Source organism: Longimicrobiales bacterium (genome assembly GCA_028823235.1).
In the GTDB taxonomy this organism is placed as follows: domain Bacteria; phylum Gemmatimonadota; class Gemmatimonadetes; order Longimicrobiales; family Gaopeijiaceae; genus UBA2589.
The window spans coordinates 78,735-103,583 of sequence record JAPKBW010000003.1; the positions used below are offsets into that span (position 1 = coordinate 78,735).

A 24,849-nucleotide genomic window follows, 5' to 3' on the forward strand; every position below is an offset into this window, starting at 1 on the left:
ACCTGATCGGTGACCGGGATCTATCCTAATGTGCGCTTCGGAAACGTGTCAAGAACACTCTTTCTCAGGCCGATCGGATACGCTCCACCCCACTCGCAATGCGCTGGATCACTCGCTCGCGGCCAAGCAGTACCAGGACGTCAAAGATCCCGGGGCTCGCCATGTTGCCTGTGAGCGCAACGCGGAGCGGATGGATGAGCTTTCCCGCACCCATTTCCATCTCAGCCGCAAGGCCACGGAGACGTTCTTCGAGGACCTCATGCTTCCACTCAGCGTCCTCAAATGCCGCGTGAAGGCGGAGCAGACGCTCAATCGCAGCCTCAGGGTCCTTTCGCCACTGCTTCTCGACCGCTTTCTCGTCAAAGTTGAGATCCGAGCACAGGAATGGGTGAGCCTGAGCGACGAGTTCGTCCAGCGTTCGGGCGCGAACCTTAATAACCTCGAGAAGGGCATCGACCCACGGAGCGTCGTCGAGTCGATCGACGTCACACACCTGTCCTTCAAGTCCGGCCCTGATGTAGTCACACAGTTCCGGAGACTGTCGAGCGGAGAGATGCCGCCCGTTCAGCCACTGGAGCTTCTCGATATCGAAGACCGATCCCGACTTGAGAAGCCGGTCCGAGCTGAACGCTTCGATGAGCTCTTCGGCGGTCATGAACTCCCGATCATCGCCGGGGCTCCACCCCAGCAACGCCAGAAAATTTACCATCGCCTCTGGGAGGATGCCCTCGTTCGCGTACTCGCCGACCGCGGTCACTCCATGTCGCTTGGATAGCTTCTTTCCGTCCTGTCCAAGAATCATCGGTACATGCATGAACGTCGGCTCTGGGTATCCCAGAGCGCGAGACAGCAACACTTGCTTGGGTGTATTGGAGAGATGGTCGTCGCCCCGCAGGACGTGCGTGATCCGCTGATGCGCATCATCGGAGACAACCGCCAGGTTGTAGACCGGGCTCCCGTCCGACCGAAGGATCACCAGGTCGTCGACATCATCGTTCCCGAACCGCATTTCGCCGTGCACGAGATCGGTGAAGAGCGTCTCACCGTCCGGCACACGGAATCGGACCGCGAACCCCTCACCAGCGTCGGCACGGCGGACCGCCTCGTCGAAGCCAAGGGCATCGGCCTCCTCCCTGGCGACACGGCTAGGGTGCATCCCTCGCTCCTGAGCCTCAGCTCGTACTGCATCGGGGTCGGAGAAATCGCGATATGCTTTCCCTTCGTCGAGCAGGCGAAGTGCGTCCGCCCGATGGCGCTCTACGCCTTCGCTCTGGAAAAAGGGGCCCTCGTCCCAGTCCGTACCCAGCCAGTTCATGCCGTCGAGGATGGCACGGGTGTGTTCGTCGCTCGAGCGCGCCTTGTCAGTATCTTCGATCCTGAGGATGAAGACACCACCTTCTTTTTTGGCGAGCAGCCAGTTGAAAATCGCCGTGCGGGCGCCACCGACGTGCAGATACCCCGTCGGCGACGGGGCAAAGCGAAGTCGCATCGTCACAAATCAAGCCTTTGTGCCAGAATGGTGCGAACGACCGCAGGGTCCGCGGCGCCGCGTGTTGCTTTCATAACCTCACCAACGAAGAGTCCGACAAGGTTCTTACGTCCCCCACGATACTCTTCGACCTTGGCAGGCCAGGCTGCCAGCACTTCATTGACCACCTCACCAAGCGCACCTTCGTCGGAGACCGCTCCCAGGCCCATCTCCTCGACGAGGCTCGCCGGATCCCCACCAGATTCCGCCATCCGAGCGAGAACATCCTTCGCCGCGCGGCGTGACACCGACCCTTCCGCGGTCAGTCCGACCAGCCGCCCCAATGCCACTCCGTCAAATGGCAACTCCGTCAGCGTGCGCCCGCTCAGGAGAGCGCGCACATCCGTGACCAGCCAGGACGCTACGGTCTGGGGGGCGGCAAGAGTGATCGCCGCCTCGAAGAAGTCACCAACACCTCGCGTGCCCGTCAGCAGGTCCGCGTGCTCTTCACTCAGCCCCAACTGGGATGTGTAGCGTGTGAACCGGTCCGCGAGCACCTCATCCTGCTCCCGCGCCTCGACTCGCTCATGACTCATCTGGGGCCGGACAGAGGCTGCTCGCTCTCCCGCGCCAGGTTTCGTCTTCTGCAAGTCGCTGGCGTCCTTCCCGTCTGCCAGTGCGGGGTTCGTCGCCTGGGTCTTCTGAGCCCCGTGATAGGAACTCTTCAGGCCGACGATCCGGTTGAAGACCAACCTGTCCTCTGCCCCATCCACTGGGTCGCGCCAAAAATATCCCGTGCGCTCAAACTGATAACGCGTCGCAACCTCATCGCTGGCGACCGACGGCTCGATCCGAGCGCCTTCCACGACCGTGAGCGAGTCCGGATTCACTCGGTCCACTGGGTCGATCGAACCGCCATCGACATCCTCCGAGTCTTCGTCGAGGAAGAGGGGCGAGAACAGACGCACCTCGGCCACTCGGGCCTCAGGGGCCGAGACCCACTGAATCGTCCCCTTCACCTTCCGACCGTCCTGCGTGTTTCCGCCCTTCGTAGCAGGGTCGTAAGTGCAATGAAGTTCTTTCACCACACCGGTTTCGTCGTGAATGACGGATTCACACCGAACGACATAGGCATACCTCAGACGGACCTCGCCACCGGGCACCAGTCGGCGAAACCCCTTCGGGGGGTCTTCTGCGAAGTCACTTCGCTCGATCCACAGCTCTCGCGAGAACGGAACCTCACGTGAGCCCTCCGCGGCGATGTCATGCGGGAAGTACGGCGCGTCGAAGATCTCTGTCTCACTCTCCGGGAAGTTCGTAAGCACGACCTTGAGCGGGTCGAGCACGGCCATCACCCTAGGTGCGACAGGGTTGAGGACTCCTCGGATCGCGTAGTCGAGCTTCGACTCCTCCGTGCGCCCGCCCGAGCGAGAGACTCCTACGATCTTCGCCAACCGCCGAATCGCCTCGGCGGGGATGCCTCGACGCCTCCAGGCCGCGATGGTCGCCAAGCGGGGATCGTCCCAGCCCGACACGATCCCTGCCGCAACTAGGGGCAGAATTGCCCGCTTGGACAGCACAGCATACTGGAGATCCAGGCCCGCCCATTCGTACTGGTGCGGTCGCGGTTCCTCGTAACCCACGCTCTCGAGAACCCAGTCATACAATTCACGGTTATTCTCGAACTCGATTGTGCAGATCGAGTGGGTCACGCCCTCGAAGGCGTCCTCAAGGCAGTGCGCATAGTCGTACAGCGGGTAAATGCACCAGGAATCCCCCTGTCGAAAATGCTCGACATGTCGAATCCGGTAGAGAATTGGGTCACGCATGAGCATGTTCGGATGGCCCATGTCGATGCGCCCACGGAGCACGTGCGTGCCGTCCGCAAACTCCCCTGCCTTCATCCGCGCGAAGAGATCGAGGTTCTCCTCCACCGAGCGATCGCGGAATGGCGAATCAGTCCCGGTCTCGGTCACCGATCCTCGCCCCTTGCGGACCGCCTCGAGCGGCTGTGAGTCGACGTACGCCAGCCCCTTCTGAATGAGCGTCACCGCACAGTCGTACATGCGCTCAAAGAAGTCCGAGGCGTAGTAGAGATTTTCGCCCCAGTCGAAACCGAGCCAACGAATGTCCTCTTGGATGGCTCGAGCGAACTCCTCGGCCTCCTTCTCCGGATTGGTGTCGTCATAGCGGAGGTGGCACTGGCCGCCGAAGTCCTCGGCAATGCCAAAGTTGAGGCAAATCGCAGTGGCGTGCCCTACATGGAGATAGCCGTTGGGCTCAGGAGGAAAGCGGGTCGCAACCCGTCCCCCGTACGCACCCGATTCCATATCGGCGCGCACCTTCTGGCGAATGAAGTCAGTCCCGGTTGCCGGGGTGCTCGTCGTGTCGTCCATACCGAAAAAATGTAGCACATGGTATGTCCACTACAGGGCCCAGACAGCGAAACTCAGCGCAGAGGATCCCTTCCCTGCTCCGATTTCGAACTTCGAGGTCCGCCAATGACCGAAGAGCGGGTCACATTAACGACCAGCTCTGCAGCGGTCTTCCCCCCTGCCGGGGCAGACCGCAACCCGGAGTCATCCTTTGGGGGCATGGCTAAGCCTTGTGCCGAGGTATGAACGCGTGACCCGCCGAACGCGGACCGTGGCGCGGAAAGGGCCGAAGCTAGACACTCACTTGAACGAACGATCGGGGCCGCCCACGTGCTAGTCGTGCTCGGCCGCGATTCCGAGTTGTTAAAAATGGAGGGGATCGCGGGCTAGCACCGTGCCCTGTTCAGACACCGCTCGGGCGCCTCCGAGCTCTTCTCGGGGTAGCTGTGCGACCACTGCTGCCGCTCGAACCAGCGGAGCCACTGGAGTTTCCGCCTGAAGCGCTGCTCCCCGTTGAGTACGACGGCTGACCATCCGCCCCGCGCGGCTGTGCCGACCGTGCGCCGTTGCCACTACCCTGCCTGTAGCCACGTCCCTTCTGAACCGTACCTCCAGCTGGCCGTGGCTCGATAGTGATTACGCCCGGGTTGGAACCCCAGTAACCGTAACCGTAACCGTAACCGCGGTATCCCGAGCCAAGGCCAGGCCCGTACCCGTAGTCCTGTCCGTATCCGTAGCGACTACTCCTGGATAGGCCCCATGTGGGTCCCCAAAAAGGATTGAACGCCATGTATCCCCGATAGTGGGTCGGAGCTGGCGCACTCCCGTCGATCTGACCATCACTGGCAACAATGAACCGGTCTGGGTGCGAAACCGCGACGACCGCATCGATTACGTTGTCGGACACGCCGGCGTCGGCGAGCGCCATCAGGTCCTGACCCGTGAGGTCGAAATCGACATGCTGCGCCACCAGCCAGGTTTCGACCGCCTTCGAGTCGATGTTCTGCGTGGCCTCGACGACATCATCGAGGTCGAGCCCGGCCGCAGCTGCCATCCGGGCCCCGCGCACCGCCATGCCAACGCCCCCGGTCGGATCGTCTATTCCTTCCTCCGCGACGAGGTCAACTCCGGCGAGTCGGTAGTCCTGGACCCAAGAGAACGGTTCCCCATCGACGTCAAGCGTGCGCACATCCGACCACAGGTTAGGGCCGATGAAGGCCATGACCCCACTTCCCTTCCTCGGCTCATCTGCGCCACACAGGAACTCAGTCTGTGTGAAGACGCGCCGTCCGTCTTCTGAAAAATGCAAAGCCTCCCAGCCGGAGCATCCTTCAGCACTAACATCCCGTTGCTTTCCGTCGGCGGCGAGAAATTCAGTCGAGACGTCATCCCCGCTCATGAAATTGCTCAGCTCGACCCCGCCATTCTCCAAATTGAAGCAGAGAAGACCCATCTCCTCTTCCCCGCCCACAGCCTCCCAGCAGCCCACAAAGGGTAGCCACCGGCTGTCTGTATCCTGCGCCTGAACCGGGAGAGTCAACACGGTTGCTGCGATCGCGCCGAGCACTAGCCTTTGCATTGTCATGGTGTTCATCCTCTGCCTCCTAGAAGCGGACGGCAACCCCGCCGATCAATTGAAGACCGTCGAGGTCGATTTGGTCGAATCCAATGAAGTCGCCATTCAAGTCACCATCGGACCAGCCGTACCGGCCTTCAATCTCGAACAAGAATTGACTGCTTAGCGATATGCTTAAGCCGGCGGATGCACGAGCAAGGAACGCATCGTCCTGGCTGTCTAATTCGTCGAAAAAGATCTCGTACGTCTGGTAGTCGACGAAGTCGCCGTATTGGCGCAGATCGTATGTGATAACACCGACGCCTGCTCCGATGAAGGGAGAAATGGCCTGCGGCACCCACGCGAAGCGCCCGAGACTACGGCCCCGGCCGAACGGGTAGAATTTCAAACTGGCCGTGACAGGGATCTGATGGAGTTCAGTGACCTGAGTGATCGGGAGATCGTCCGTATCGACCCAATCCCGGAACTCCGAATCGGTGGAACTGCCCTGATATCCCAGCCCGATCGCAATATCGATCTGATTGGAAAGGCGAATACCAAACTCGCCGCCGACATACGGGCTGTCGAAGTCCCTCTCACCGATCGTGTGCTCAGTCTTGAGGAAATCGTAGATATCGCTCGACGCCTTCTGAAAACCGAATCCTGACTCGAATTTCACCGTGATCGTGGGCTCCTTGAACAAAAAACCGTCGCCGCCCTGAGCGATCACTCCGCCCGGGGTGGCGACTGCCAAGCACGCAAGGAGAATCACCGCGCGGGCTCCACTCTGGAAAATGCTACTGTTCATGCCCCGCCTTTCCGAATTCTGAATGGATTGATCTAGTTGTCCTGAAGGTTCAGATGTGGCGCTAACGGGTTTTCCATCGGATGACAGTTGCGGAAGTGCGTTGGACCTTAGTGCCCTGCTCTCCCTCCGAGAACGTGTTCGTCCCCATAATGATGAGTGCGTCCCCTCCGGCACCGCACCCCTCTCCTTTGAGCTCGGGCATGATATGCTCCAAGCCCGACTTCCACGCTTTTCCCTGCGCTTCCACAATGCCGATCTCTATGTACTCTCGATCTGGCAGCGCGGAGCTAAAAACCTCAATCTGGCAGTCCCTGTCCGCGGACGGATACGCCACGCTTTGGGTGGGTACGAACGTAGCGCGCACGCATCCTCCAACTGCGGCGATCGTCACTGCGCAAAGCACGAACCTCGAGCTTCTCTTCACGACCTCAACCATTGGACTCATCCTCTGTTGAACCACTGACGCCTCGAAATACCTAGACGCCTCGAAATACCTAGTTTGTACGGCCAAAACTTACTGCCACTCGTCTAATACGGAGAGGTGCAAGGGATGTGCCGTAAGGACAACCGATAAAACCCTGTAGTATGGGGCTTTCATAGCCTCAGGGCGCCAGCTCGGCTCCTTCCGGCAGGACACCCGTGTCACTTTGCGGTGACAACCTCGGTATACGTCCCCCTTCGCAGACCCTGGTATGCCACGGGTGTAATGCCCGGCACGATGATCGTTGATTCTCGTGGGTTACTTCAGGTGGACCGAGCGAGCGCAGTCGTGGTCAAGTGCCGTAGGTGCGCACCACGTAATCGTTCAGGATCGTCTTGAACTCGTCGACCAAGCCAACCCCCTTGAGGGTGACAGAATGGGCCCCATCGACATAAACGGGCGCCTTGGGTTCTTCGAATGTTCCTGGCAGTGAGATACCGATGTTCGCCTGCTTTGACTCACCGGGGCCGTTTACCACACACCCCATCACAGCTACGTCCATTTCTTCCACGCCTGGGTACTCAACGCGCCACTTCGGCATCATCTCACGGATGTAGTCCGTGATATCCTCCGCCATCTCCTGGAAGAAGGTACTGGTCGTCCGGCCACAACCTGGGCACGACGTCACCTGAGGCTCGAAATGGCGGAGGCCGAGGGACTGCAATACCTGCTGGGCGACCCGCACCTCTTCCGATCGATCGCCGCCGGGTTTCGGCGTGAGTGAAACGCGAATGGTGTCCCCGATCCCGTCGAGGAGCAGAGGCGCGAGTCCCGCGGTGGTCGCCACGATCCCCTTCGCACCCAACCCGGCCTCGGTCAGCCCGAGATGGAGCGGGTAGTCACACCGGCCAGCCAGCATCCGATACACCCCGAGTAGCTCCCGAACAGACGAGACCTTTGTGGAAATCACGATTCTGTCGTGATCGAGTCCAACCTCTTCCGCGAGCGCTGCGGACCGAAGCGCGCTCTCGACGAGGGCCTCCAGCAAGACTTCCTGGGCTTCCAGTGGCTCGGACAGCGACGCGTTCTCGTCCATCAGTTCCGTGAGAAGTCGCTGGTCAAGAGAGCCCCAGTTCACCCCGATGCGGACCGGCTTCCCATACTCGATCGCTGCTTCAATGATCTGGGTAAAATTCTCATCCCGACGCTTCGTGCCGACGTTCCCGGGGTTGATCCGGAGCTTGGCCAGCGCACGCGCAGCGTCAGGGTACTTCTTGAGAAGGATATGTCCGTTGTAGTGAAAATCTCCGACGATCGGGGTGCGATACCCGGCTGCCGTGAGCCTCGACACAATCTCCGGCAGGGCCTCGGCCGAGGCGTCGTTGTTTACCGTCACCCGAACGAGTTCACTCCCCGAGTCGGCGAGCAGCTTGACCTGATCGACTGTCGATTCGACGTCGGCGGTGTCGGTGTTGGTCATGGACTGAACCACGATGGGTGCAGTCCCTCCGATCACCACGCCGTCGACGTCGACCGCGACGGATTTCCTTCGGGCCACTGGAATCACGGAATCCTTGGGTCGATGGATGTTGAAGCGGCCGAAATCTATCGGGGGGAAATCGGACGACCAACCTCGGAACCCGCGAAGCAGTGAAGGGTTCGCATTGCGGTCTTGCAAGAATCAGGATCGGATCCGTTCCCTGGCCTGATGGCCAACGCTTTCCAAGGACGACAGAATGTCAGAATCTGAAATCGCGATCACCATATCCAAGTCAGGATCTTACAAGGTCTCGGGTGAAACGACCCTCCTGGATCACGACGGGAATCCGGTCGCCACGCCTGAGGGTCGACCGTTTTTCCTTTGCCGATGCGGCGAATCGGCCAACAAGCCGTTTTGCGACGGGGCCCACAAATCGCATGACTGGGACCCTGCCCTGCGTACGCCTTAGCCACAACTTAAGTATCTGCCCTCAAAGTAAACGTTTGTTTACAGCTCGGGTCCGGTGTATTTTTATGAAAACCTCCCCGGGGCCAACGTCTCATGCACACCACCATTTCAGTCAGCCTCGATCGTAAGCCACCCGGACGGGGGCATGCCCTCCGCCTGGCCACATACCTGGCGGTCATCGCAGCCACCGCGTGCGGTCCTGACGCCCGCCCCGTCGAGGAGCTGGTGCGCAGTGGGGATCGCTTCCTCACCCCGGAAACGATGCAGCCCTACTCAGGACTGGCCTTTTCCACCTTCCAGGGCCAGCCGAGTGTCGTTGCTCAGCGACTGAGTCTGCAGAACGGCACGTACCACGGTTCTTTGGAGGCTTTCTTCCAAAATCGGAAGGTCAGCTCGAAGGAGATCTACCAGAATGGCGTAAAGAACGGCCGGTACGAGTGGTATTTCGAGAACGGACAGCTGTTCGAGTCAGGCACCTACAAAGAAGGGCGTCTCGACGGTCCCTACCGCGCCTACTGGGAGAACGGGGACCTCTACGAAGAAGGTACGCACCGCGACGGTGTCTTCGACGGACCACGGCGCTGGTACATGGGCGGGCGCCTCGTCGAGTTGGTGACCTACCGCCTTGGTGAGATGGAAGGCCTCTATGAGCGCTATCACGAGGACAGGGGCCTCGACCTCAAGGGAATTCTGTTTGCCGGAAATCCATGTGGCACCTGGATCGAGGGTGAGCACGCCATCACGTACAGCACCTGCGGGATTCACACCACTGAGTAAAACCCAGCCCTTGAAAGGACAGACGGCCGGTCGCCCTATCGGGTGACCGGCCGTTTCTCATGGTACTGGGCTCAGTTCCCTTCTCGAACGCCTACGTCCGTGCTCCGCCACGACTGATCCGCAGGCTCATTAGGGTCCGACCTCAGAAACCGAATCAGGTCGGGATGAAAGACCTCGGGGTTGTCGAGGTGGGGGGAATGACCCACTCCGGCATAAATGAGCAACTCAGCATTCTGAAGTTCCTCTGCCACGTGCCGTGCTCGCGCCGGAAAGTCCGCCACCAGGCGATCCTCGGCACCGCCGACGACCAGAGCCTTGGTCGCGATGTGCTGCCACTCGTAAACGACGGGGTCTTCGAACAGAATCATCCGCTGCCCCGCCCTGACTCGTGCCATCCTGGGCCAGTCCCCGTTCAGTGTCAGGCCGAACTGGACTTTGACCCACGCCAGGTATTCTGGCTTCCACCCTCGCGGATAGTAGCGAACATGTCCTCGCAGAACGGACTCGTAGGTCGTGCCCAACGCATCTTGGTATGCCTGTTCAGGGTCCGGCCATGCTCGCCCTGGACGCGTGTCGGTCAACCCAATCTGATTCACCATCGCGACGTGCGTGGTCACGCCCGGATAGGTAGAGGCGAACCGGGTCGCGACCATGCCGCCCATTGAGTGTCCAACGATCGCAGCCGTGTCGATACCAAGCTTGTCGAGCAGTGCCTTCGTGTTCCGAGCGGCGATGTGAAGGTTGTAGTGAATCAACGGCTTGGATGACCGCCCGTACCCAAGTCGATCGACCGTGAGGGTGCGAAAACCAGCATCGCTCAACGCCCGGATGACTGGCTCGTAAGGAGCGCCGAAGAAGTTCATCCCGTGGAAGATCACAACCGTCTGGCCGTTGGCCGGACCCACTGGCGGCACGTCCATATACGCCATTCTGTGATCTTCACCGTACAGGCGAACGTCCAAATACTCGACGGGATATGGATATGGGACGTTGCTGTAGTCGATCGCGATCGGGCCCCAGTCGGCCGGTGGCTCGGACGGAGGCGTCGACTGTGCCCCAACGTGACCCACGGTCACCGCCGCCACGAGAGCGGCGGTAACGAGGCTCATGCGTGTACGCATCACCGGAAGATCAACCATCTGAGAGCTCGATATGTCCTAACGGAGCCATCAACCTGAGGGCGTCGAAGGTCTGGTTCTCGTCCGTCGATTTTCCTGCGACATACCTATTGATCGAGACGCCTTCGACCCAGACTCCCTTCCCCGTCGACGACATGTCCCCGGGCCCCGTGTTCGTGCCGGCAAGTGTCCATTTGGCGATACTTATGTCACCAGCTTGGCGGAAGTCACCGATGGCGACGTGCGCGTCCGGATGCGCCTCACGGAAGCCCGCGGTGACCTCCTTACGTTCGGACAGGCTATTCGCATCAGCATCGAGGGCCGGCAGCGCCTTCCGCGCTATGTCGGCAGACAGGTACGCGTCCAGTCGGTTCACGTTGCCTCCGTTCCACGCCGCGATAACGGCGTCGAGGTGTTGCGGGTATATGGGAATCCAGCATCCCGAGGGCACCGAGTCCAAATAGAAACTCGATGGGGCACACGCCCGGACGAACCAAGCGATGGATCGCATCCCACCCTGTCAAATTGAGATCACCGTCATGGCTCCGATTCACCTCGGCTAAGGCACTCCACAATAAATACGAATTGTTGCTAGCCCACTCACGCGCAGCATGCCCTTGTCGAGGACCCAATTCAGCCTCCTGGCCTCCGCCCTTTTCATGGTCGGCAGCTAACAGTTTGGTGTCTGATCGGTCGGTGTTACGCCAAACGAATGATCTCCCCCCCGGGGCCACCCCTCTCACGCACTTCGTGTTGTCTCACGGTGGCACCAGGGATCGCCTATCTGCGAGTCCAGATCATGAGTGCCCCACACCCTGCCAAGGCCAGGTCTCGAAAGTCGGTCGGGATGTCGAATGGCGCATGGTAGATCTCCACCGCCGCGACCTCACTCTTTTTCACGAGGTCGTCCAGAGACTCGAAGTCCTCGATTTCCTTACGGCCGTCTATGTAGATCCAAGGCTGACAATAGCCGCCCATCAGCGCACGCATCAGAACAACGTCACCCCAGGGTCCGAAGGTCGTAGCTCGGGCCTCGACCCTTTCGTAGTCGCGGTACGTACGTGGTTTGGCAGTCTGAGTCTGAAAGACTCGAGTCGACTTCTTTTCGTAGAACATCTGCTGTATATAAGTCGCGGTTGACATCGCGACATCGCCCGGCGTGATGAACTCGCCCGTACCACTGCCCATCCGTTCGTAAAAGCCGCTGCTGACCAGATGGTTTACACGAGGCTCATACTCGGTCTCCGTCTCTACGGTCAGGCCTGGAAGAGACACCGGGCGCACTGAAATCCGTGCCTCCACGATCCGATCTGTCTTCGCCAAGAGCTGGAAGGGTCCGATGAGCGTCGACCAATACCCGAAGGCCTCAGCGACGACGGAAAAGGTGCCGGGGAGGCCAGCTTGGAGCTCGAAGTAGCCCTCGTCCGTCGTCAGCGTCGCCGCAATTGAATCCCGAGTTGCCGTGACCAGCATGACTTTCCCCAGCGCGATCGGCTCACCGGTGTGTTCGTCGACAAGGATGCCGCGCGCCGTTTGTCCCTGCGCTGCGGACGGAGCGATCAGGGCGACAGCCACCGCGAACAGCAGCGCTGAAGCGCACCGTGCCAATCGTGACTCCACCATTGGGGCCCTCTGGAAAATTCGCAGGGTCATCCTCGTTCTCATCCGCCCGTCCAGGCTACTGAGTTCTGGCTGATCAAGTACACGATCACCGGCACACCGCCGCCGTAGCGCTGGTCCGCTCCCGCTGCTCCAGAAGCAATTGGGGCACAAGCATATTGAAATGACGATGAAGTACGCCGAGTTTCATCCCAGCTACAGTGACCTTGCTCCGCATTTCGACCAGATGGGTGAGATGTTGGGCCTTGCGTCTGCAGGTACTGAGACGGCTGATCTAGGTGACAGTTTGGGTGATATCCACTCGAGCGACACGCTTCCACGACATGACTCGCGGGGAGTTAAGGGGTTGCAGCATAACAACTTGGAGGGGTGGCAGAGTGGTTTAATGCACCGGTCTTGAAAACCGGCGTCCGCAAGGACTCGTGGGTTCGAATCCCACCTCCTCCGTCATGCAGGACAACGAGTTACGGCACATAAGGCCATCATCGTGGTGGTGGTGGTGGCCTCGGCGTTACCCAAAGTGTTGTCCGAGTGGGCGAAACCAAAGCTTTCGGCAAGACGACCGAAGTAAATACTGGCGTCCGAATAGCCAGGACAGTAGCCGGTGCCTGCACCCAGGCACCGGCTACTACTCACTCGTGAAATTGTAACGTTTCGAGATCGCTCAGCTCATATCGATACTGAGAGCCGATCTCAGAGATCAGAAGGCGATCCCGACGTTAACGATCCGTATCGTGGGAATGACGCGGAAATCCATATCATCATCAAAGCTTCCAACCAGCCGCTTGAGCCCGAACCCCATACCAACGTAAAAGTTGTCTTGCTTTCCGAGCACCCAGCTGCGATTCAAATCGAACCCGTAGCCAAAGTACTCGCCGTCAGCCAGAACGGTGATGCCTACTTTTCCGCCAAATGCCCATCCGTTGAGCGGATCGCCCGTGGGATATAAACGCCAGAACAGGTCGGCGTTGACGTACTGCACATCGCCTTCGGAAAAAAACGTAGACCCACCGACTCCCACCGTGGTGGTCTCCGACACGACGCGCTCATACTCCGCGTTGAAGAGCCCGAGCAGTAGTCCAAACGGATTCGCGGAAATGACCTGAACTCGCGGAGCCTCTGCGGCCTGCCACGCTGAAAGCGGTGTCGTGGCTACCGCAGCAACAACTGCGAGGACAGCCACCAACATTGCAGGATGTACCCGAATCATCATACCCGTGTCCCGTCTAGGAGTACCTGGCTGAATACGCACATCTGTTTCAATGAAAGAGCTAGAGATTATGGCTCGAACCACTATGGTGGCGCTACCGAACAAAGAAGGTGGACACTGACGCAAGCACAACCGGGGGTCCTTACCGCCCAGTTCGGCCTGCGTTGGTACTCGGCAGCAGTAGCATCAGCGAGAAACAGGTGACGACCTTCGTAATCGCGTCGTGACGGCCCTGCGAGTGCATTGCGTCAGTCATGTGCCTTCGTCGGTCCGGGACAAGTCACCCACCACGTCCAAAAAAGAAAAAGGCCCTGCACCGGCAACCTCAGGTACAAGGCGGCCACCGGCACGCTGGGAAAGGCCGCCGGGCTGAGGGCCATGTGTAGATTCGCTGGGAATACCACCACGAGAAATCCGATCAATCCCCAGCCCGCTTTCTGCCGGATGGACGGGGCCAACACCGCCACCCCTAGCCCCATCTCCGTCAGCCCGCTGACCGCGACCAGAAAGCCATGTGCCGGGAGATACCCGGGCATCATCCTGAGATAGAAATCAGGATCGAGGAAGTGGTTCGCCCCCGCGATGACGAAAAACACCGAGAGAACGATCAGCGCGACATGCCGTCCGCGGGCCATCAGCCGACCCACAGTCGATTCAACATCGCGAACTCCGATGTCCAGAGACTTTTGTGATTCGCATGACTGACTCACCATTTGGCTGGACCCAAGAGACACCGTGCGACCGCCTCCAGCAAGAAGAGGTTCACCCGTCACATATCTCTCCGCGGACCCCCTCGCACCCCTCGCGGGTTGAACCGGGCATGTCCGACTCACCTGCACCGCAAACGCCTCTCCGCCGGGCCATGGTCTGGGGCGAGCGCGCTCTGTTTGGAGCGCTTCTCGTCTTTGCCCTTTACCGGCTAGGCCCCCAACTAGGAGCGTTCACAGGAGTCGGACCGGACTTGGGCAGCGCTCCGGACTACACGTTCACCGCACTCGACGGCACCCGTGTCGATTCAGAGGCACTGAAGGGCCAGGTCGTGGTCCTGAATTTCTGGGCGACCTGGTGTGGACCGTGCAAGCTGGAAATGCCCTCCCTTCAGTCTCTCCACGAGGACAGGGGCAAGGACGGAGTCGTGGTTCTCGGACTCGCGACCGACGCGGGAGATGGCTCAGTCGTAGATGCATTTCTCCAGGAGCAAGGCATCACCTACGCGGTCGGCCGGGCCACGAGCGATCACCGCCGCTCATTCGGAGGCGTCTCGATGATCCCGACCACCTATCTGATCGACCGTGATGGCATCATTCGGCACAAGATCTTGGGCTACTTCGCTCCGCCCGCCATGAGAGTTGCAGTAAATCGACTGTTGGCTGAAGAACCGATTCCTAGTGTCGGAACAGCCTCCGCCCGGTGAAGACCATCGCGATTCCGTGCTCGTTCGCGGCACCGATGACCTCTTCGTCTCGAACCGATCCGCCCGGCTGAATCACGGCCTTCACGCCGGCGGCGGCGGCGGCGTCCACCCCATCCCTGAACGGGAAGAACGCGTCCGATGCGAGCACGGACCCCGCTAGATCCAGCCTCGCATCTCCGGCTTTCCGCACCGCGATCTTGGACGAATCGACTCGACTCATCTGCCCTGCCCCGATTCCCAGCACTCCACCATCACGGGCCATCAGGATCGCATTGGACTTCACGCCGAAGATCGCAGACCAGGCGAACCGGAGGTCGTCCCATTCCTGTGCCGTCGGCTGGCGTTCGGTGGAGACCGTCCAGCTGGCGTCGATCTCCCCATAGTACGGAGGCCTCGGCGGAGTCTGGGCGAGCATCCCCCCATATACCGATCGAAGCACGCGTGGCTGCGGCAGTCGTCCATGGTCCTTCAGGAACTGAGTCGTGGCATCGTCGCCATCTCCTGACACCGGCATCGTCATAATGCGGATGTTTTTCTTTTCCTTGAGCTTGGCCATCGCCACCTCGGAATAGCCCGGAGCCACGAGGCACTCGATGAAAAGTCCGGACATCAGCTCCGCAGCTTCGGCATCTACAGCACGATTCACAGCGATCACCGAGCCGAATGCACTCATCGGATCCGTGGCGAGCGCCCGGCTGTAGGCCTCGGCGAGAGAATCGCCGACACCAAGACCACACGGGGTCGTGTGCTTGATGATTGCGACCGCAGGACGAGGCGAGATCGCAAAGGGCGCGAGGCTCAGCAAAGCGCCATCGAGATCCAGAATGTTGTTGTACGACAGATCCTTCCCGTGGTGCTTTTCGAGTGCCGAGATTCCGACGCGGTTCTCTGGCCCATAGAAGGCGGCAGCCTGATCTGGGTTCTCGCCGTACCGCAACGTCTGCAAACGGGTCAGTGAACCCTCGATGCGCGCGCCCAGCACGTCTTCCTCTCCTCCGTCTCCTTCTGCCCGAAGGAAGTTCGCGACAGCAGCGTCATATCCACTGATGTGCTCGAAGACCTTCGCAGCGAGCTCCCGGCGAAGCACCGGGTCATCGTCCCCGTCGATCGAGGCCAGAACCGCTTCGTAGTCAGAGGGGTCGACCACCACCCACACATCTTTGTGGCTCTTGGCGGCCGCGCGAATCATGGTCGGCCCACCGATGTCAACTTTCCCCATGGCCTGATCCACGGTGACGTCACCCTGCGCCACGGTTTCCCGGAACGGGTAGAGGTTCACGGCCACCAAGTCGATCGGTCCGTACCCGTGTTCCTCGAGCGCAGCCATGTCGTCGAGATGGTCCCGTCGAGCCAGCAGGCCCGCGTGGATCGCCGGATGAAGCGTCTTCACGCGACCGTCCATCATCTCGGGATGTCCAGTCACGTCCGCAACGTTCGTGACCTTGATGCCGGCGTCACGAAGGGTACGGGCGGTGCCCCCCGTGGACAGTACTTCCCAGCCACGTGAGGTCAGCGCATTGCCCAGGCCCACGATGCTGTTCTTGTCAGAAACGCTCAGGAGTGCGCGCCTCATACCTCTTCCTCGTTCGATTCGGTGGATAGTAATGATCGTTCGGCGTTCGGTGGCTCGTTGAGCCAAACGTCAGGCATCGGCTCTGGTGATCGATCTTCCCCTAGCGCCTCAACCAGGTGGTCTACTGCCCTTGGATAGAGCTGGTGCTCGACCCTCAGCACCCGTGCAGCGAGTTCCAGCGGGGTGTCTCCAGGGCGGACTTCAACTCGCCACTGTCCAAGGTTCTCGCCCTCGTCATACTCCTCGGACACGAAATGCACGGTGGCACCCGAAACCGCGGCCCCGGAGTCGACCACGGACTGGTGCACATTCATTCCGTACATCCCCTTTCCGCCAAAATCGGGGAGCAATGCCGGGTGGACATTCAGGATCCTGCCCGCAAAGTGGCGTACGACCTCGGTAGGCAGGCGCCGCAGGTACCCCGACAACAGAATGAGATCGACCCGGAATTCGTCGAGGATCGCCATGGTCTCAACAGATACAGCCCCTGGCAAACGGTCTTTCGTCGCGATGATCCGGACCGGAATCTCAGCCTGGCAAGCCTTTTCCTGGGCCCCGGCCTCGCGATTCACGACGAGGAGTCCGATACGCCACCTGTCCTGAGACGACTGATGGTCGAGCAGTGCCTGAAAGTTGGTCCCACCACCGGACGCAAAGACCGCGACGGTGAGCGGAGCGTCGCTCACGCGAGTTCTCCGCCGTAATGGGGGACCAAGAAGGGATTCCCGACTCGCTCATGTCCGACCGTCGTGGGAGGGCCGTGTCCAGGATACAGGGTCATCTCATCATCTAGGGTCAGCACTTCTCGCCGTATTGATGTCATCAGGGTCTGAAAATCGCCGCCGGGAAGGTCGGTGCGGCCAATCGAGCCCTGAAACACGACATCGCCAACCAGAACGAGCTGGTCCGCTGCTGAGACGAAGATGACATGGCCAGGCGCATGACCGGGCGTGAAGCAGACATCGAATTCACAGTCCCCGAAACAAAATGGCACACCCGGCACCAGCATGTTCGTCGGCTCGGGCTGCGTCTCGACGCGGAGACCGAACATCGCGGCCTGGCTTTGGACACCCTGGTACAAGCCCAGATCATCGGGGTGCAGCCAGATCGGGACGTCTGGGGCGATCGCTCGGATCTCGTGGACGCCCTCAATGTGGTCGAGGTGCGCGTGGGTCAGGAGAACGGCTTCGAGCTCGAGCACCTCAGACATGATGACAGATGCCATCGCGGCGGCCCCAGCGCCCGGATCTACAGCCACACAGCGGTTGGTACTCTCACAGACAGCGAGGTACGCGTTCTCTCCGAACCCTCTTCCTGTGAAGGCCCGGATCTTCACCATGTCAGCCTCGGCGATCCACGGTGATCAAACCGTGAAAGAACTCCCGCAACCACAGCCGCCAGCAGAGTTCGGGTTCCGGAAGGTGAATCCCTGGCCCATCATCGAACTTACGTAGTCGATCTCGACGCCTTCGAGGTACTGGGCGCTGAACGGGTCGATGAAGATCTTGATACCGTGAATGTCGACGACTTCGTCGTCATTCTCGGGGCTGTCTTCGATGTTCAGTCCGTACTGGAAACCGGAGCAGCCGCCGGGCAGCACTGCCACCCGCAGTCCCGCATCGTTCTCCGCACTGTGCTCGGAAATGAAGCTCTGAACCTTGTCGGTCGCCGAGTTGGTGATTGTGACCATGGCGTCGAAATCTCCTCTTGTCCGATCAAGCGTAGCGGCCGGGATCGACTCGCGATTCTTTACGCAACATACCCTCCGCGAGGGCTGGGGTTTCTGCCCCTCGGCCTGCGGTTGAGCGAAAAGCTACCCGAGCCGAAAAACAGGGTCAACGACCTGCTCGGTCGATGATGTGGCGCGCAGCGGTCGCAAGGTCGTCTACAACGCGTATGTGGCTCGGAGCTTCACCTTCGAGTTCGGCTCCATACCCGGTCCGGACCAGAATTCCGCAGCCACCGAGCGCTTCAGCGGCGCCAACATCGCTGAGTTTGTCGCCGACGAACCAAGACTGGTCGAAATCAAGCGCCAAGGCAGCGGCAGCCTCCCGGTACATCCCTGTCCCCGGCTTTCGACAATCACACACCCCCGTCACGTCGGGATGATGGGGGCAGAAGTACGTTCCGCCGACCTGTACCCCTCCCGCCTCCAGTCTCTCCGCGACCCGCCGCGCGACCGCTTGGTACTCCTCGACACCGTACTTGCCACGAGCAATCCCTGCTTGATTGGTCACGATGACAACAACGAACCCGGCATCGGCAAGTTGGCGCATCGCTTCGATCGACCCGGCGATGAACTCGACGCCGTCGGGGTCGGAGAGGTAGATCTTCTCCACGATGATCGTGCCGTCACGATCAAGAAACACCGCCGGTCGACTCACGACTCGGGCACCGGGCCAGCGTCAAGAACGGCTTCGGTGATCCTGCGAATCAAGTCCACCCCCTGACCCGGCAGTACCGTACGCACATCGAATCGGACGACATCATCGACGATTCGTCCAATGACCGGAGGGTCCCCGGCCCGCAACGCAGCCGTCATGCGATCGGCACCGTGGGGTGGGACAACCTCGACGGCTGACCCGGGAAGTTCCACCCCGGGATACGTACCGCCGCCGACGGCTCCCTGGGTATCGACGACAGAGGCCTCAACACCACTCTCTGCGAGCGCCTGTGCGAGCGAACCGGCTCGTGACTTCAGGTCCGCAGGATCGGCCGACAGCAAGGCCAACGTCGGGACCCGGGTGAGCGCCTGACCCGGATCTCGGTAGAGCCGAAGCGTAGCCTCCAGTCCTGCAAGGGTGACCTTATCCACTCGAAGCGCGCGGCACAGAGGGTTTTCCCTCATCTGTCCGATCAGATCTGCTTTGCCAACGAGAATCCCGGCCTGAGGTCCTCCCAGGAGCTTGTCACCTGAGACGATCACAACGTCGGCGCCGGCCCGCAACGAGGCATCTGCCCGTGGCTCGCCGGGGAGCCCGAGGAGATCCGCATCTACCATGAGCCCGGAGCCGAGATCGTGTACAAGAGGCACGCCGTGCTGGGTCGCGACCGCGGCAAGGTCCTGGACTGAGGCCTCTTCTGTGAATCCCGACATCCGGAAATTCGACCGATGCACCTTGAGAATCGCCTGCGGGGCCGATGTCGGGAATACGTTGGTATAATCGCTTGGCCGTGTGCGGTTGGTGCTACCGACCTCGACGAGTCGGGCACCCGCCCTTTCGATGATTTCCGGGATTCGGAAGCCCCCACCAATCTCTACCAGTTCCCCTCTCGACACCGCGACACCCTGCCCGAGGGCGAGAGTGTTCAGCGCGAGAACCAGGGCCCCGGCCGCATTATTGACCACGAGGGCGTCTTCGGCTTCGGTCAACTCTGTGAGCAGTGACACGCAGTGGGTGTAACGTGACCCGCGCCCGCCCCCCTCGAGATCGAACTCCAGGTTCGTGTACTTTCCGGCCGCGGCCTGCATGGCCAAGACTGCCTCTTCCGGCAGCGGCGCCCTGCCGAGGTTGGTGTGCAGAACCACACCGGTCGCGTTGATGACACTCCGGAGGCTTGGCGTATCTGCTTGGTCCATCCGACTGCGTGCCGCTTCGGCGTAGGTCATCGCATCTTCGACCAGCGCGTTCCACTCCTCTCGTTCCGGGCCACTCCCCGCCTGACCGATCAGAACCCGCACCTCATCAATGGCGTCCCGCAACGCGTTCAGAGTCCGAACACGGCCGTACCCCTCGACCAAGGCACAGATCGGCCCAGACGCGAGGAGCGCATCGACCGACGGGATCCGGCTTCGGGGGTCGCTCATCGGTACTCCCTGCCCCCGTCGTCCCTGACCAAGCTGTCGACGGTCGCGAGGTCCGCGGCCCTTGCGGTATCCGGAACCTGACCGGAATCAGGGGCAACCAGCGAGTCCGCCCCGAGCGAGTCTGCCGCCACGGTATCAGGCGGCGGAGCCTCCCAGACGAGCGGCACGAGACCACCACCGCCTGGCAACCCAAAGATGTTCACCACGGCGCCCGCCTCCACTTCGTACTCGAGATCGTACTCGATGGGTGATTGAAGCTGTAAGACCAGCCTGCGAGCCGGAATGATTCTTCGACCATCACGATTCGGCCCAGGCGTAGCGCCCCCGAGAGCCTGAAGTCGCGGTGGCAATCTACGTCCCGGGCGCTCCTGGACCGCTGCTCTGCGTGCTACCACCTCAGCCGCCCGTCCCGCACCAAGCGTCGGCGGGTCTCCACTCGGGTCGATCACGACAGTATCCGCAGGAGGGTTCTCTGCGTCGGCACCCACCTCGGCCGCTCCGCCGACGGTGTTCGCGGCAGCATCCGTGCCCACGGCGGTTGAGTCCCCGGCCACAGAGTCCCCGACTAAGAGCGCGGCAACCTCGGCTTCAAGGGCAGCCTGCGCCGACGCCTCCTCGGCCTCGATCGAGTCGAGAACGGAGAAAGAATCAGCGACTACCTCAATGAACGCGGCATAATCGGCCTCGTGAAACACCCGAAGAACGGAAAGGGCACCGCCCTCGTCACGAGAGATCGTCACGTCCACACCATCGAACCCTTCAACCGCGACCCCGGGATCCAGAAAGTCATCGAACTCTAGAACGACAGTCACCGAGTCGAGGACGTCTACAGATGTCAGGACGGCCGCCGCAGTGTCCGGCATCAGCGCGGGGATGTCCACGAGAACGGTGTCTCCCGTCCCGAGGGAAGCGATCGCGACGCCCTGCGTCTCGACAGAATCGACCTTGGCATCCCGATTGAGGTCGTCGAAAGCAGTGATCGTGTAGTCGCCCTCGGGGATGTATCGAAACGCGAAGATCCCTGATCGGTCCGTTCTAGACTGGTGCACGAGCCCGTCGGCCCCAGTCGCGAAGACGATAGCATTCGACAGCCCCTGACCGGTCTCCCGCTCCCAAGCCTCACCGGCCAGAGTCGTGGGTACCGGCTTATCACCGGTTGAAAACACGAGTTCGAACGAATCGACGAGCTGGTTGCCGAAGAGATCGGAGATCAGGGCTCGAACCGTGACCCGATAAACCACGCCCGGCTGGAAGCCTCCCTCCATGGTGACCGACAGCGTGGTGCGACCGTGGCTCACACTAACATCGCCGCTCGACGGAGAGACGATGACCGCATCGCTGAGGGTCGTCCCAGACACTCTCTCGCTGATACGCTCGTCGAACTCGAATTTCACATCGCCGTCGACTTCGTCGAGCACCTCGAATGGCGCCGGGTACGTGTCGACAATCACCGGCGGGCGACGGTCTTCCGGGCCACCCGTCGGAACGCCCTGTCGAGCACACGCGGCTGCCCAGGCGACAACCATCGCCGCTGCGGCCAGACGCCCATTGCGGCTCATTCCGGATCTGGCCCCATGCGGTGACGTCCCACGCCCCTCTCTCAGTCCCCGAGCCCGGCGAGCTTGGCCCCGAGCTTCCTCACCTGCTCTTCAAGCTGAGTCGCGTTTTCACGGGCCTTCTGAACCACATTCTCAGGCGCGTTCGACACGAATTTCTCATTCGAGAGTCGGGCCTGAGCACCCTTCAGTACGCCCTCCAGTTTTCCGATCTCTGCGAGCATCCGGCTCCGCTCGTGCTCGAGGTCAATCACGCCCCCGAGAGGAATGAACAGCTCGGCTCCGTTCGTCAGAACCGCGTTCGCACCAACGCCCGCGCCGGCACCAAGTTCGATGCGATCGACCCGACACAGCTGCACCATTGCGGCCGCCTGAGCCGAGACGGAGGCACCAAAATCTTTCGGTCCACCCGAAAGGTGAATGCCGATGCGCTTCCCTTCTGTGACACCGTATTCCTTGCGAAGTCGGCGCACCTCGACGATCAAACCCTGGAGGTCCCCAAAGCGACGTTCGACGTCTTCGTCACGCCACGCTTCCAAGGTCTCAGGCCACGGAGCGATGATCAGGTCCTCAGGGCGGTCCTCCCCTTCAGGACAGGGCAGGCGGGACCACAGCTCCGCGGTCACAAACGGGACGATCGGGTGCAGCAGACGGAACGCATTGTCGAGTACTGCTACTAATGTGGACCGGGCAGCCTCGCGTGTCGCGGGATCAGCGTCCGGACCGAGTCGGCTCTTCACCAGCTCGAGGTACCAGTCGCACACCTCACCCCAGAAGAAGTGGTACAGCCCCTCCGCGACATCATGCAGGCGAAAACGTTCGAGCCCACGGGTGGCCTCGGCCGATGCCATGGCCACACGGGACAGGATCCACCGGTCTTCGAGCGCAAGATCATCGGCAACTTCGGCCACCGGCTTCACCGGGTCCTCTCCGATGCTCATGAGCGCGAAGCGGCCCGCATTCCAGATCTTGTTCGCGAAGTTACGACCGTTCGCAAAACATGCCTCGACATCTTCGTGATCCAGGGTGATGTCGGTTCCCACCGCGCACTGGCTCACGATCGTGTACCGCATGGCATCGGCCCCGAACTCTTCAACCACACTAAGTGGGTCGATGCCGTTGCCGAGGGACTTCGACATTTTTCGGCCCTTGATATCACGCACGGTTCCGTGGAGATACACCTCGGTGAACGGCGCTTCTCCCTGGAATTCGTAGCCCATCATGATCATGCGAGAGACCCAGAAGAAAAGGATCTCCGGTGCGGTCACGAGCGTGTGCCCCGGGTAGAACGCCCGCATGTCGTCCGTCTCACGCGGCCAGCCGAAGACAGAGAAAGGCCATAGCTGCGAACTGAACCACGTGTCCAAGACGTCCGGATCCTGCTCCAGGTCCTTGCTACCGCACTTCGGACAGTCCGTCGGGTCATGCCGAGCGACGATCTGCTCACCGCAGGGACAATACCAGACCGGAATCCGGTGGCCCCACCACAGCTGCCTGGAGATACACCAGTCCTGGATATTCTCCATCCAGTGTTCGTACACCTTCTGCCAGTGCGACGGAGTGAACGTGATCGTTCCATCGCGGGACGCCTCGAGGGCAGGCTGGGCAAGCGGTTTCATACTCACGAACCACTGCTCCGAGAGTCGCGGCTCGACGACCGTGTGACACCGGTAGCAGTGCGGCACCGAATGCGCGTGATCTTCCGTGCCCGCTAGCAGTCCTTCAGCGTCGAGAGCCGCCAGAACAGCCTTTCTAGCGGCGAAACGTTCCATGCCCCGGAAGGCTTCAGGCGCGGCCTCACCGATGTGAGCATCGGGCGTCATGATGTCGACCAAAGGCAGGCCTGTTCGCCCGGCGATCTCGAAATCATTCTTGTCGTGCGCCGGGGTGACCTTGACCATCCCGGATCCGAATTTCGGGTCCACATGCCGATCTGCAACGATCGGAATCATGCGTCCCGTCAGTGGCACCTCAACTTCAGCGCCCACAAGTCCTTTGTACCGATCGTCACCTGGGTAGACGGCGACCCCGGTATCCCCAAGCATCGTCTCAGGACGGGTCGTGGAGACCGTCAGGTACCAACGACCATCCGTTAGCTGGCCAATGGTGTCGGCACCTGCGGCTGATGCGGCGTGAGCGGCTTCCGACGCGGAGGCCGGGAGCGGATACCGGAGATGCCAGAGGTGGCCGTTGGTCTCTTCGCCCTCGGCCTCCTCGTTGGACAGCGCCGTGAGACACCGTGGGCACCAGTTGATGATGTACTCGCCCCGGTAGATCAGGTCCTTCTCATACAGCGAGACGAAGACCTCTCGTACCGCCGTCGCCAGGTCATCATCCAGTGTGAAACGTGTGCGCTCCCAGTCGCATGAGGCCCCGATCGCCTTGAGTTGCTCGAGAATCGTCCCGCCCGTCTGCTCGACGAAGTCCCACACCCGCGCAACGAATTCCTCTCTGCCGAGGTCATCCCGGTGACAGCCCGCCTCGGCCAGCTTCCTCTCAACGACGTTCTGGGTAGCGATGCCTGCGTGATCTGTGCCGGGCACCCACAACGCGGCACGTCCCTGCATGCGACGCCAACGAATCAGAACGTCCTGGACCGTGGTGTTGAGCCCATGGCCCATGTGGAGTGCGGCCGTCACGTTCGGCGGCGGAATCACGATCACGTACGGATCGCGCCCGTCTTCTGTCACGGCGGTCGCGGGAATATGGAAATACCCGCCCTCCTGCCAGGCACGGTAGCGCGCTGGTTCGATCGCCATTGGATCGAGGCGCGGGGCTAACTCCTGGGACACGTGAACTCCGGGGGTGGCGTGTGAGCAACACGTAAGATGGCCTGGTCGCGCGCAGCGCGGAACCTTTATATACGGCCTCAGTTCATCCGTCGTTCCCGTGGACACTCAAGTTGCTTCCGGTGGTCCCGACGTGAACCACCGAGGGTCCATCACACTCAGTGTCCCAACACGCTCAGGGATGTGTCTGAACGCCCACGTCCGAGACCGGTGGAGACCCCCAAAAGGTGTCCCCGGGAATCGAGCGAACCCCCTCCGCGGACTCGGGTTTTCCACCTCTCCGGATGCTGCGGAACCTCGTCGGAGACCTCAGCCACCGAATTCTCCCTCGCTTCCTCAGAAAGCCCGGTCATGCCCATATCCGATAGAACGGCGGCAAAGGCCACTTCTGGGCAGCTCTCCGCGTCGA

The 24,849-nt window shown here is 61.0% G+C and carries 21 protein-coding genes and 1 tRNA gene; 3 read left to right on the plus strand and 19 right to left on the minus strand.

The features are described from left to right. Positions 1 to 64: 64 nt before the first annotated feature. The 6 genes from gltX to ispG all read right to left on the minus strand — a co-directional run bounded on the left by gltX (position 65) and on the right by ispG (position 8,185). Complete coding sequence (gltX, locus tag OSA81_02230) at positions 65 to 1,489, minus strand: glutamate--tRNA ligase (GenBank protein MDE0897811.1); 1,425 nt, start codon at positions 1,487 to 1,489, stop codon at positions 65 to 67. Positions 1,490 to 1,491: 2 nt separating this feature from the next. Next, positions 1,492 to 3,882, minus strand: a complete 2,391-nt coding sequence (locus OSA81_02235; protein ID MDE0897812.1) for a glutamine--tRNA ligase/YqeY domain fusion protein — start codon at positions 3,880 to 3,882, stop codon at positions 1,492 to 1,494. Positions 3,883 to 4,246: 364 nt separating this feature from the next. Continuing rightward, complete coding sequence (locus OSA81_02240) at positions 4,247 to 5,437, minus strand: hypothetical protein (GenBank protein MDE0897813.1); 1,191 nt, start codon at positions 5,435 to 5,437, stop codon at positions 4,247 to 4,249. Positions 5,438 to 5,447: 10 nt separating this feature from the next. Beyond that, on the minus strand, positions 5,448 to 6,206 hold the full coding sequence (locus OSA81_02245) for a hypothetical protein (protein MDE0897814.1): 759 nt from the start codon (positions 6,204 to 6,206) through the stop codon (positions 5,448 to 5,450). A gap of 61 nt (positions 6,207 to 6,267) precedes the next feature. Next, positions 6,268 to 6,651 (minus strand): hypothetical protein, encoded by a 384-nt coding sequence (locus OSA81_02250; protein MDE0897815.1) that lies wholly within the window; start codon positions 6,649 to 6,651, stop codon positions 6,268 to 6,270. 328 nt (positions 6,652 to 6,979) lie between these two features. Continuing rightward, complete coding sequence (ispG, locus tag OSA81_02255; protein ID MDE0897816.1) at positions 6,980 to 8,185, minus strand: flavodoxin-dependent (E)-4-hydroxy-3-methylbut-2-enyl-diphosphate synthase; 1,206 nt, start codon at positions 8,183 to 8,185, stop codon at positions 6,980 to 6,982. A gap of 483 nt (positions 8,186 to 8,668) precedes the next feature. Here ispG and OSA81_02260 point away from each other — a divergent pair, with 483 nt between their 5' ends. After that, complete coding sequence (locus OSA81_02260; protein ID MDE0897817.1) at positions 8,669 to 9,352, plus strand: hypothetical protein; 684 nt, start codon at positions 8,669 to 8,671, stop codon at positions 9,350 to 9,352. A gap of 71 nt (positions 9,353 to 9,423) precedes the next feature. On the opposite strand, the gene OSA81_02265 is transcribed toward OSA81_02260, so the two are convergent. From OSA81_02265 to OSA81_02275, 3 genes are all read right to left on the minus strand, one after another. Beyond that, complete coding sequence (locus OSA81_02265) at positions 9,424 to 10,461, minus strand: alpha/beta hydrolase (GenBank protein ID MDE0897818.1); 1,038 nt, start codon at positions 10,459 to 10,461, stop codon at positions 9,424 to 9,426. Between the two features lie 22 nt (positions 10,462 to 10,483). Next, the gene (locus OSA81_02270) at positions 10,484 to 10,981 is read right to left on the minus strand and encodes an ester cyclase (protein ID MDE0897819.1); all 498 of its coding nucleotides are present in this window, start codon (positions 10,979 to 10,981) and stop codon (positions 10,484 to 10,486) included. Positions 10,982 to 11,250: 269 nt separating this feature from the next. Continuing rightward, on the minus strand, positions 11,251 to 12,123 hold the full coding sequence (locus tag OSA81_02275) for a carboxypeptidase-like regulatory domain-containing protein (protein ID MDE0897820.1): 873 nt from the start codon (positions 12,121 to 12,123) through the stop codon (positions 11,251 to 11,253). Positions 12,124 to 12,453: 330 nt separating this feature from the next. Here OSA81_02275 and OSA81_02280 point away from each other — a divergent pair. Continuing rightward, positions 12,454 to 12,537: transfer RNA gene (locus OSA81_02280), tRNA-Ser, on the plus strand. A 253-nt stretch (positions 12,538 to 12,790) separates the two neighbouring features. Here OSA81_02280 and OSA81_02285 read toward each other — a convergent pair. Next, positions 12,791 to 13,303, minus strand: coding sequence for a hypothetical protein (locus OSA81_02285; protein ID MDE0897821.1), 513 nt, complete (start codon positions 13,301 to 13,303; stop codon positions 12,791 to 12,793). A 245-nt stretch (positions 13,304 to 13,548) separates the two neighbouring features. Then, positions 13,549 to 13,935 carry a hypothetical protein gene (locus tag OSA81_02290; GenBank protein ID MDE0897822.1) on the minus strand — a complete coding sequence of 129 codons (387 nt, stop codon included), beginning with the start codon at positions 13,933 to 13,935 and terminating at the stop codon, positions 13,549 to 13,551. Between the two features lie 185 nt (positions 13,936 to 14,120). Between OSA81_02290 and OSA81_02295 the strand changes: the two genes are divergently transcribed. Then, on the plus strand, positions 14,121 to 14,714 hold the full coding sequence (locus tag OSA81_02295) for a TlpA disulfide reductase family protein (protein ID MDE0897823.1): 594 nt from the start codon (positions 14,121 to 14,123) through the stop codon (positions 14,712 to 14,714). On the opposite strand, the gene purH is transcribed toward OSA81_02295, so the two are convergent. The 8 genes from purH to OSA81_02335 form a co-directional block, all read right to left on the minus strand. Then, positions 14,686 to 16,287: a bifunctional phosphoribosylaminoimidazolecarboxamide formyltransferase/IMP cyclohydrolase gene (purH, locus tag OSA81_02300; GenBank protein ID MDE0897824.1), complete on the minus strand. Its 1,602-nt coding sequence runs from the start codon at positions 16,285 to 16,287 to the stop codon at positions 14,686 to 14,688. The two genes, OSA81_02295 and purH, sit on opposite strands and share 29 nt — an antisense overlap. Then, positions 16,284 to 16,973, minus strand: a complete 690-nt coding sequence (locus OSA81_02305) for a phosphoribosylglycinamide formyltransferase (protein ID MDE0897825.1) — start codon at positions 16,971 to 16,973, stop codon at positions 16,284 to 16,286. The genes purH and OSA81_02305 overlap by 4 nt, the downstream gene beginning before the upstream one ends. Then, positions 16,970 to 17,626 carry an MBL fold metallo-hydrolase gene (locus OSA81_02310; protein MDE0897826.1) on the minus strand — a complete coding sequence of 219 codons (657 nt, stop codon included), beginning with the start codon at positions 17,624 to 17,626 and terminating at the stop codon, positions 16,970 to 16,972. The genes OSA81_02305 and OSA81_02310 overlap by 4 nt, the downstream gene beginning before the upstream one ends. 24 nt (positions 17,627 to 17,650) lie before the next feature. Next, complete coding sequence (locus OSA81_02315; GenBank protein MDE0897827.1) at positions 17,651 to 17,977, minus strand: iron-sulfur cluster assembly accessory protein; 327 nt, start codon at positions 17,975 to 17,977, stop codon at positions 17,651 to 17,653. 145 nt (positions 17,978 to 18,122) lie between these two features. Beyond that, positions 18,123 to 18,671 (minus strand): D-glycero-beta-D-manno-heptose 1,7-bisphosphate 7-phosphatase, encoded by a 549-nt coding sequence (gmhB, locus tag OSA81_02320; protein MDE0897828.1) that lies wholly within the window; start codon positions 18,669 to 18,671, stop codon positions 18,123 to 18,125. Continuing rightward, positions 18,668 to 20,095: an L-seryl-tRNA(Sec) selenium transferase gene (selA, locus tag OSA81_02325; protein ID MDE0897829.1), complete on the minus strand. Its 1,428-nt coding sequence runs from the start codon at positions 20,093 to 20,095 to the stop codon at positions 18,668 to 18,670. The genes gmhB and selA overlap by 4 nt, the downstream gene beginning before the upstream one ends. Further along, entirely contained in the window at positions 20,092 to 21,654 is a 1,563-nt protein-coding gene (locus OSA81_02330) for an Ig-like domain-containing protein (GenBank protein MDE0897830.1), read from the minus strand. Before OSA81_02330 ends, selA begins: the two co-directional genes overlap by 4 nt. Positions 21,655 to 21,695: 41 nt before the next feature. Continuing rightward, positions 21,696 to 24,443 carry a valine--tRNA ligase gene (locus OSA81_02335; protein MDE0897831.1) on the minus strand — a complete coding sequence of 916 codons (2,748 nt, stop codon included), beginning with the start codon at positions 24,441 to 24,443 and terminating at the stop codon, positions 21,696 to 21,698. Positions 24,444 to 24,849: the final 406 nt, after the last annotated feature.

Bases quoted from the DNA above. Each gene is read 5' to 3' on its own strand.
- gltX (MDE0897811.1), bottom strand. From the start codon at position 1,489: ATGCGACTTCGCTTTGCCCCGTCGCCGACGGGGTATCTGCACGTCGGT.
- OSA81_02240 (MDE0897813.1), bottom strand. From the start codon at position 5,437: ATGAACACCATGACAATGCAAAGGCTAGTGCTCGGCGCGATCGCAGCA.
- OSA81_02245 (MDE0897814.1), bottom strand. From the start codon at position 6,206: ATGAACAGTAGCATTTTCCAGAGTGGAGCCCGCGCGGTGATTCTCCTT.
- OSA81_02250 (MDE0897815.1), bottom strand. From the start codon at position 6,651: ATGAGTCCAATGGTTGAGGTCGTGAAGAGAAGCTCGAGGTTCGTGCTT.
- OSA81_02260 (MDE0897817.1), top strand. From the start codon at position 8,669: ATGCACACCACCATTTCAGTCAGCCTCGATCGTAAGCCACCCGGACGG.
- OSA81_02265 (MDE0897818.1), bottom strand. From the start codon at position 10,461: ATGAGCCTCGTTACCGCCGCTCTCGTGGCGGCGGTGACCGTGGGTCAC.
- OSA81_02270 (MDE0897819.1), bottom strand. From the start codon at position 10,981: ATGCGATCCATCGCTTGGTTCGTCCGGGCGTGTGCCCCATCGAGTTTC.
- OSA81_02275 (MDE0897820.1), bottom strand. From the start codon at position 12,123: ATGACCCTGCGAATTTTCCAGAGGGCCCCAATGGTGGAGTCACGATTG.
- OSA81_02285 (MDE0897821.1), bottom strand. From the start codon at position 13,303: ATGATGATTCGGGTACATCCTGCAATGTTGGTGGCTGTCCTCGCAGTT.
- OSA81_02290 (MDE0897822.1), bottom strand. From the start codon at position 13,935: ATGGCCCGCGGACGGCATGTCGCGCTGATCGTTCTCTCGGTGTTTTTC.
- OSA81_02295 (MDE0897823.1), top strand. From the start codon at position 14,121: ATGTCCGACTCACCTGCACCGCAAACGCCTCTCCGCCGGGCCATGGTC.
- purH (MDE0897824.1), bottom strand. From the start codon at position 16,287: ATGAGGCGCGCACTCCTGAGCGTTTCTGACAAGAACAGCATCGTGGGC.
- OSA81_02310 (MDE0897826.1), bottom strand. From the start codon at position 17,626: ATGGTGAAGATCCGGGCCTTCACAGGAAGAGGGTTCGGAGAGAACGCG.
- OSA81_02315 (MDE0897827.1), bottom strand. From the start codon at position 17,977: ATGGTCACAATCACCAACTCGGCGACCGACAAGGTTCAGAGCTTCATT.
- selA (MDE0897829.1), bottom strand. From the start codon at position 20,095: ATGAGCGACCCCCGAAGCCGGATCCCGTCGGTCGATGCGCTCCTCGCG.
- OSA81_02330 (MDE0897830.1), bottom strand. From the start codon at position 21,654: ATGAGCCGCAATGGGCGTCTGGCCGCAGCGGCGATGGTTGTCGCCTGG.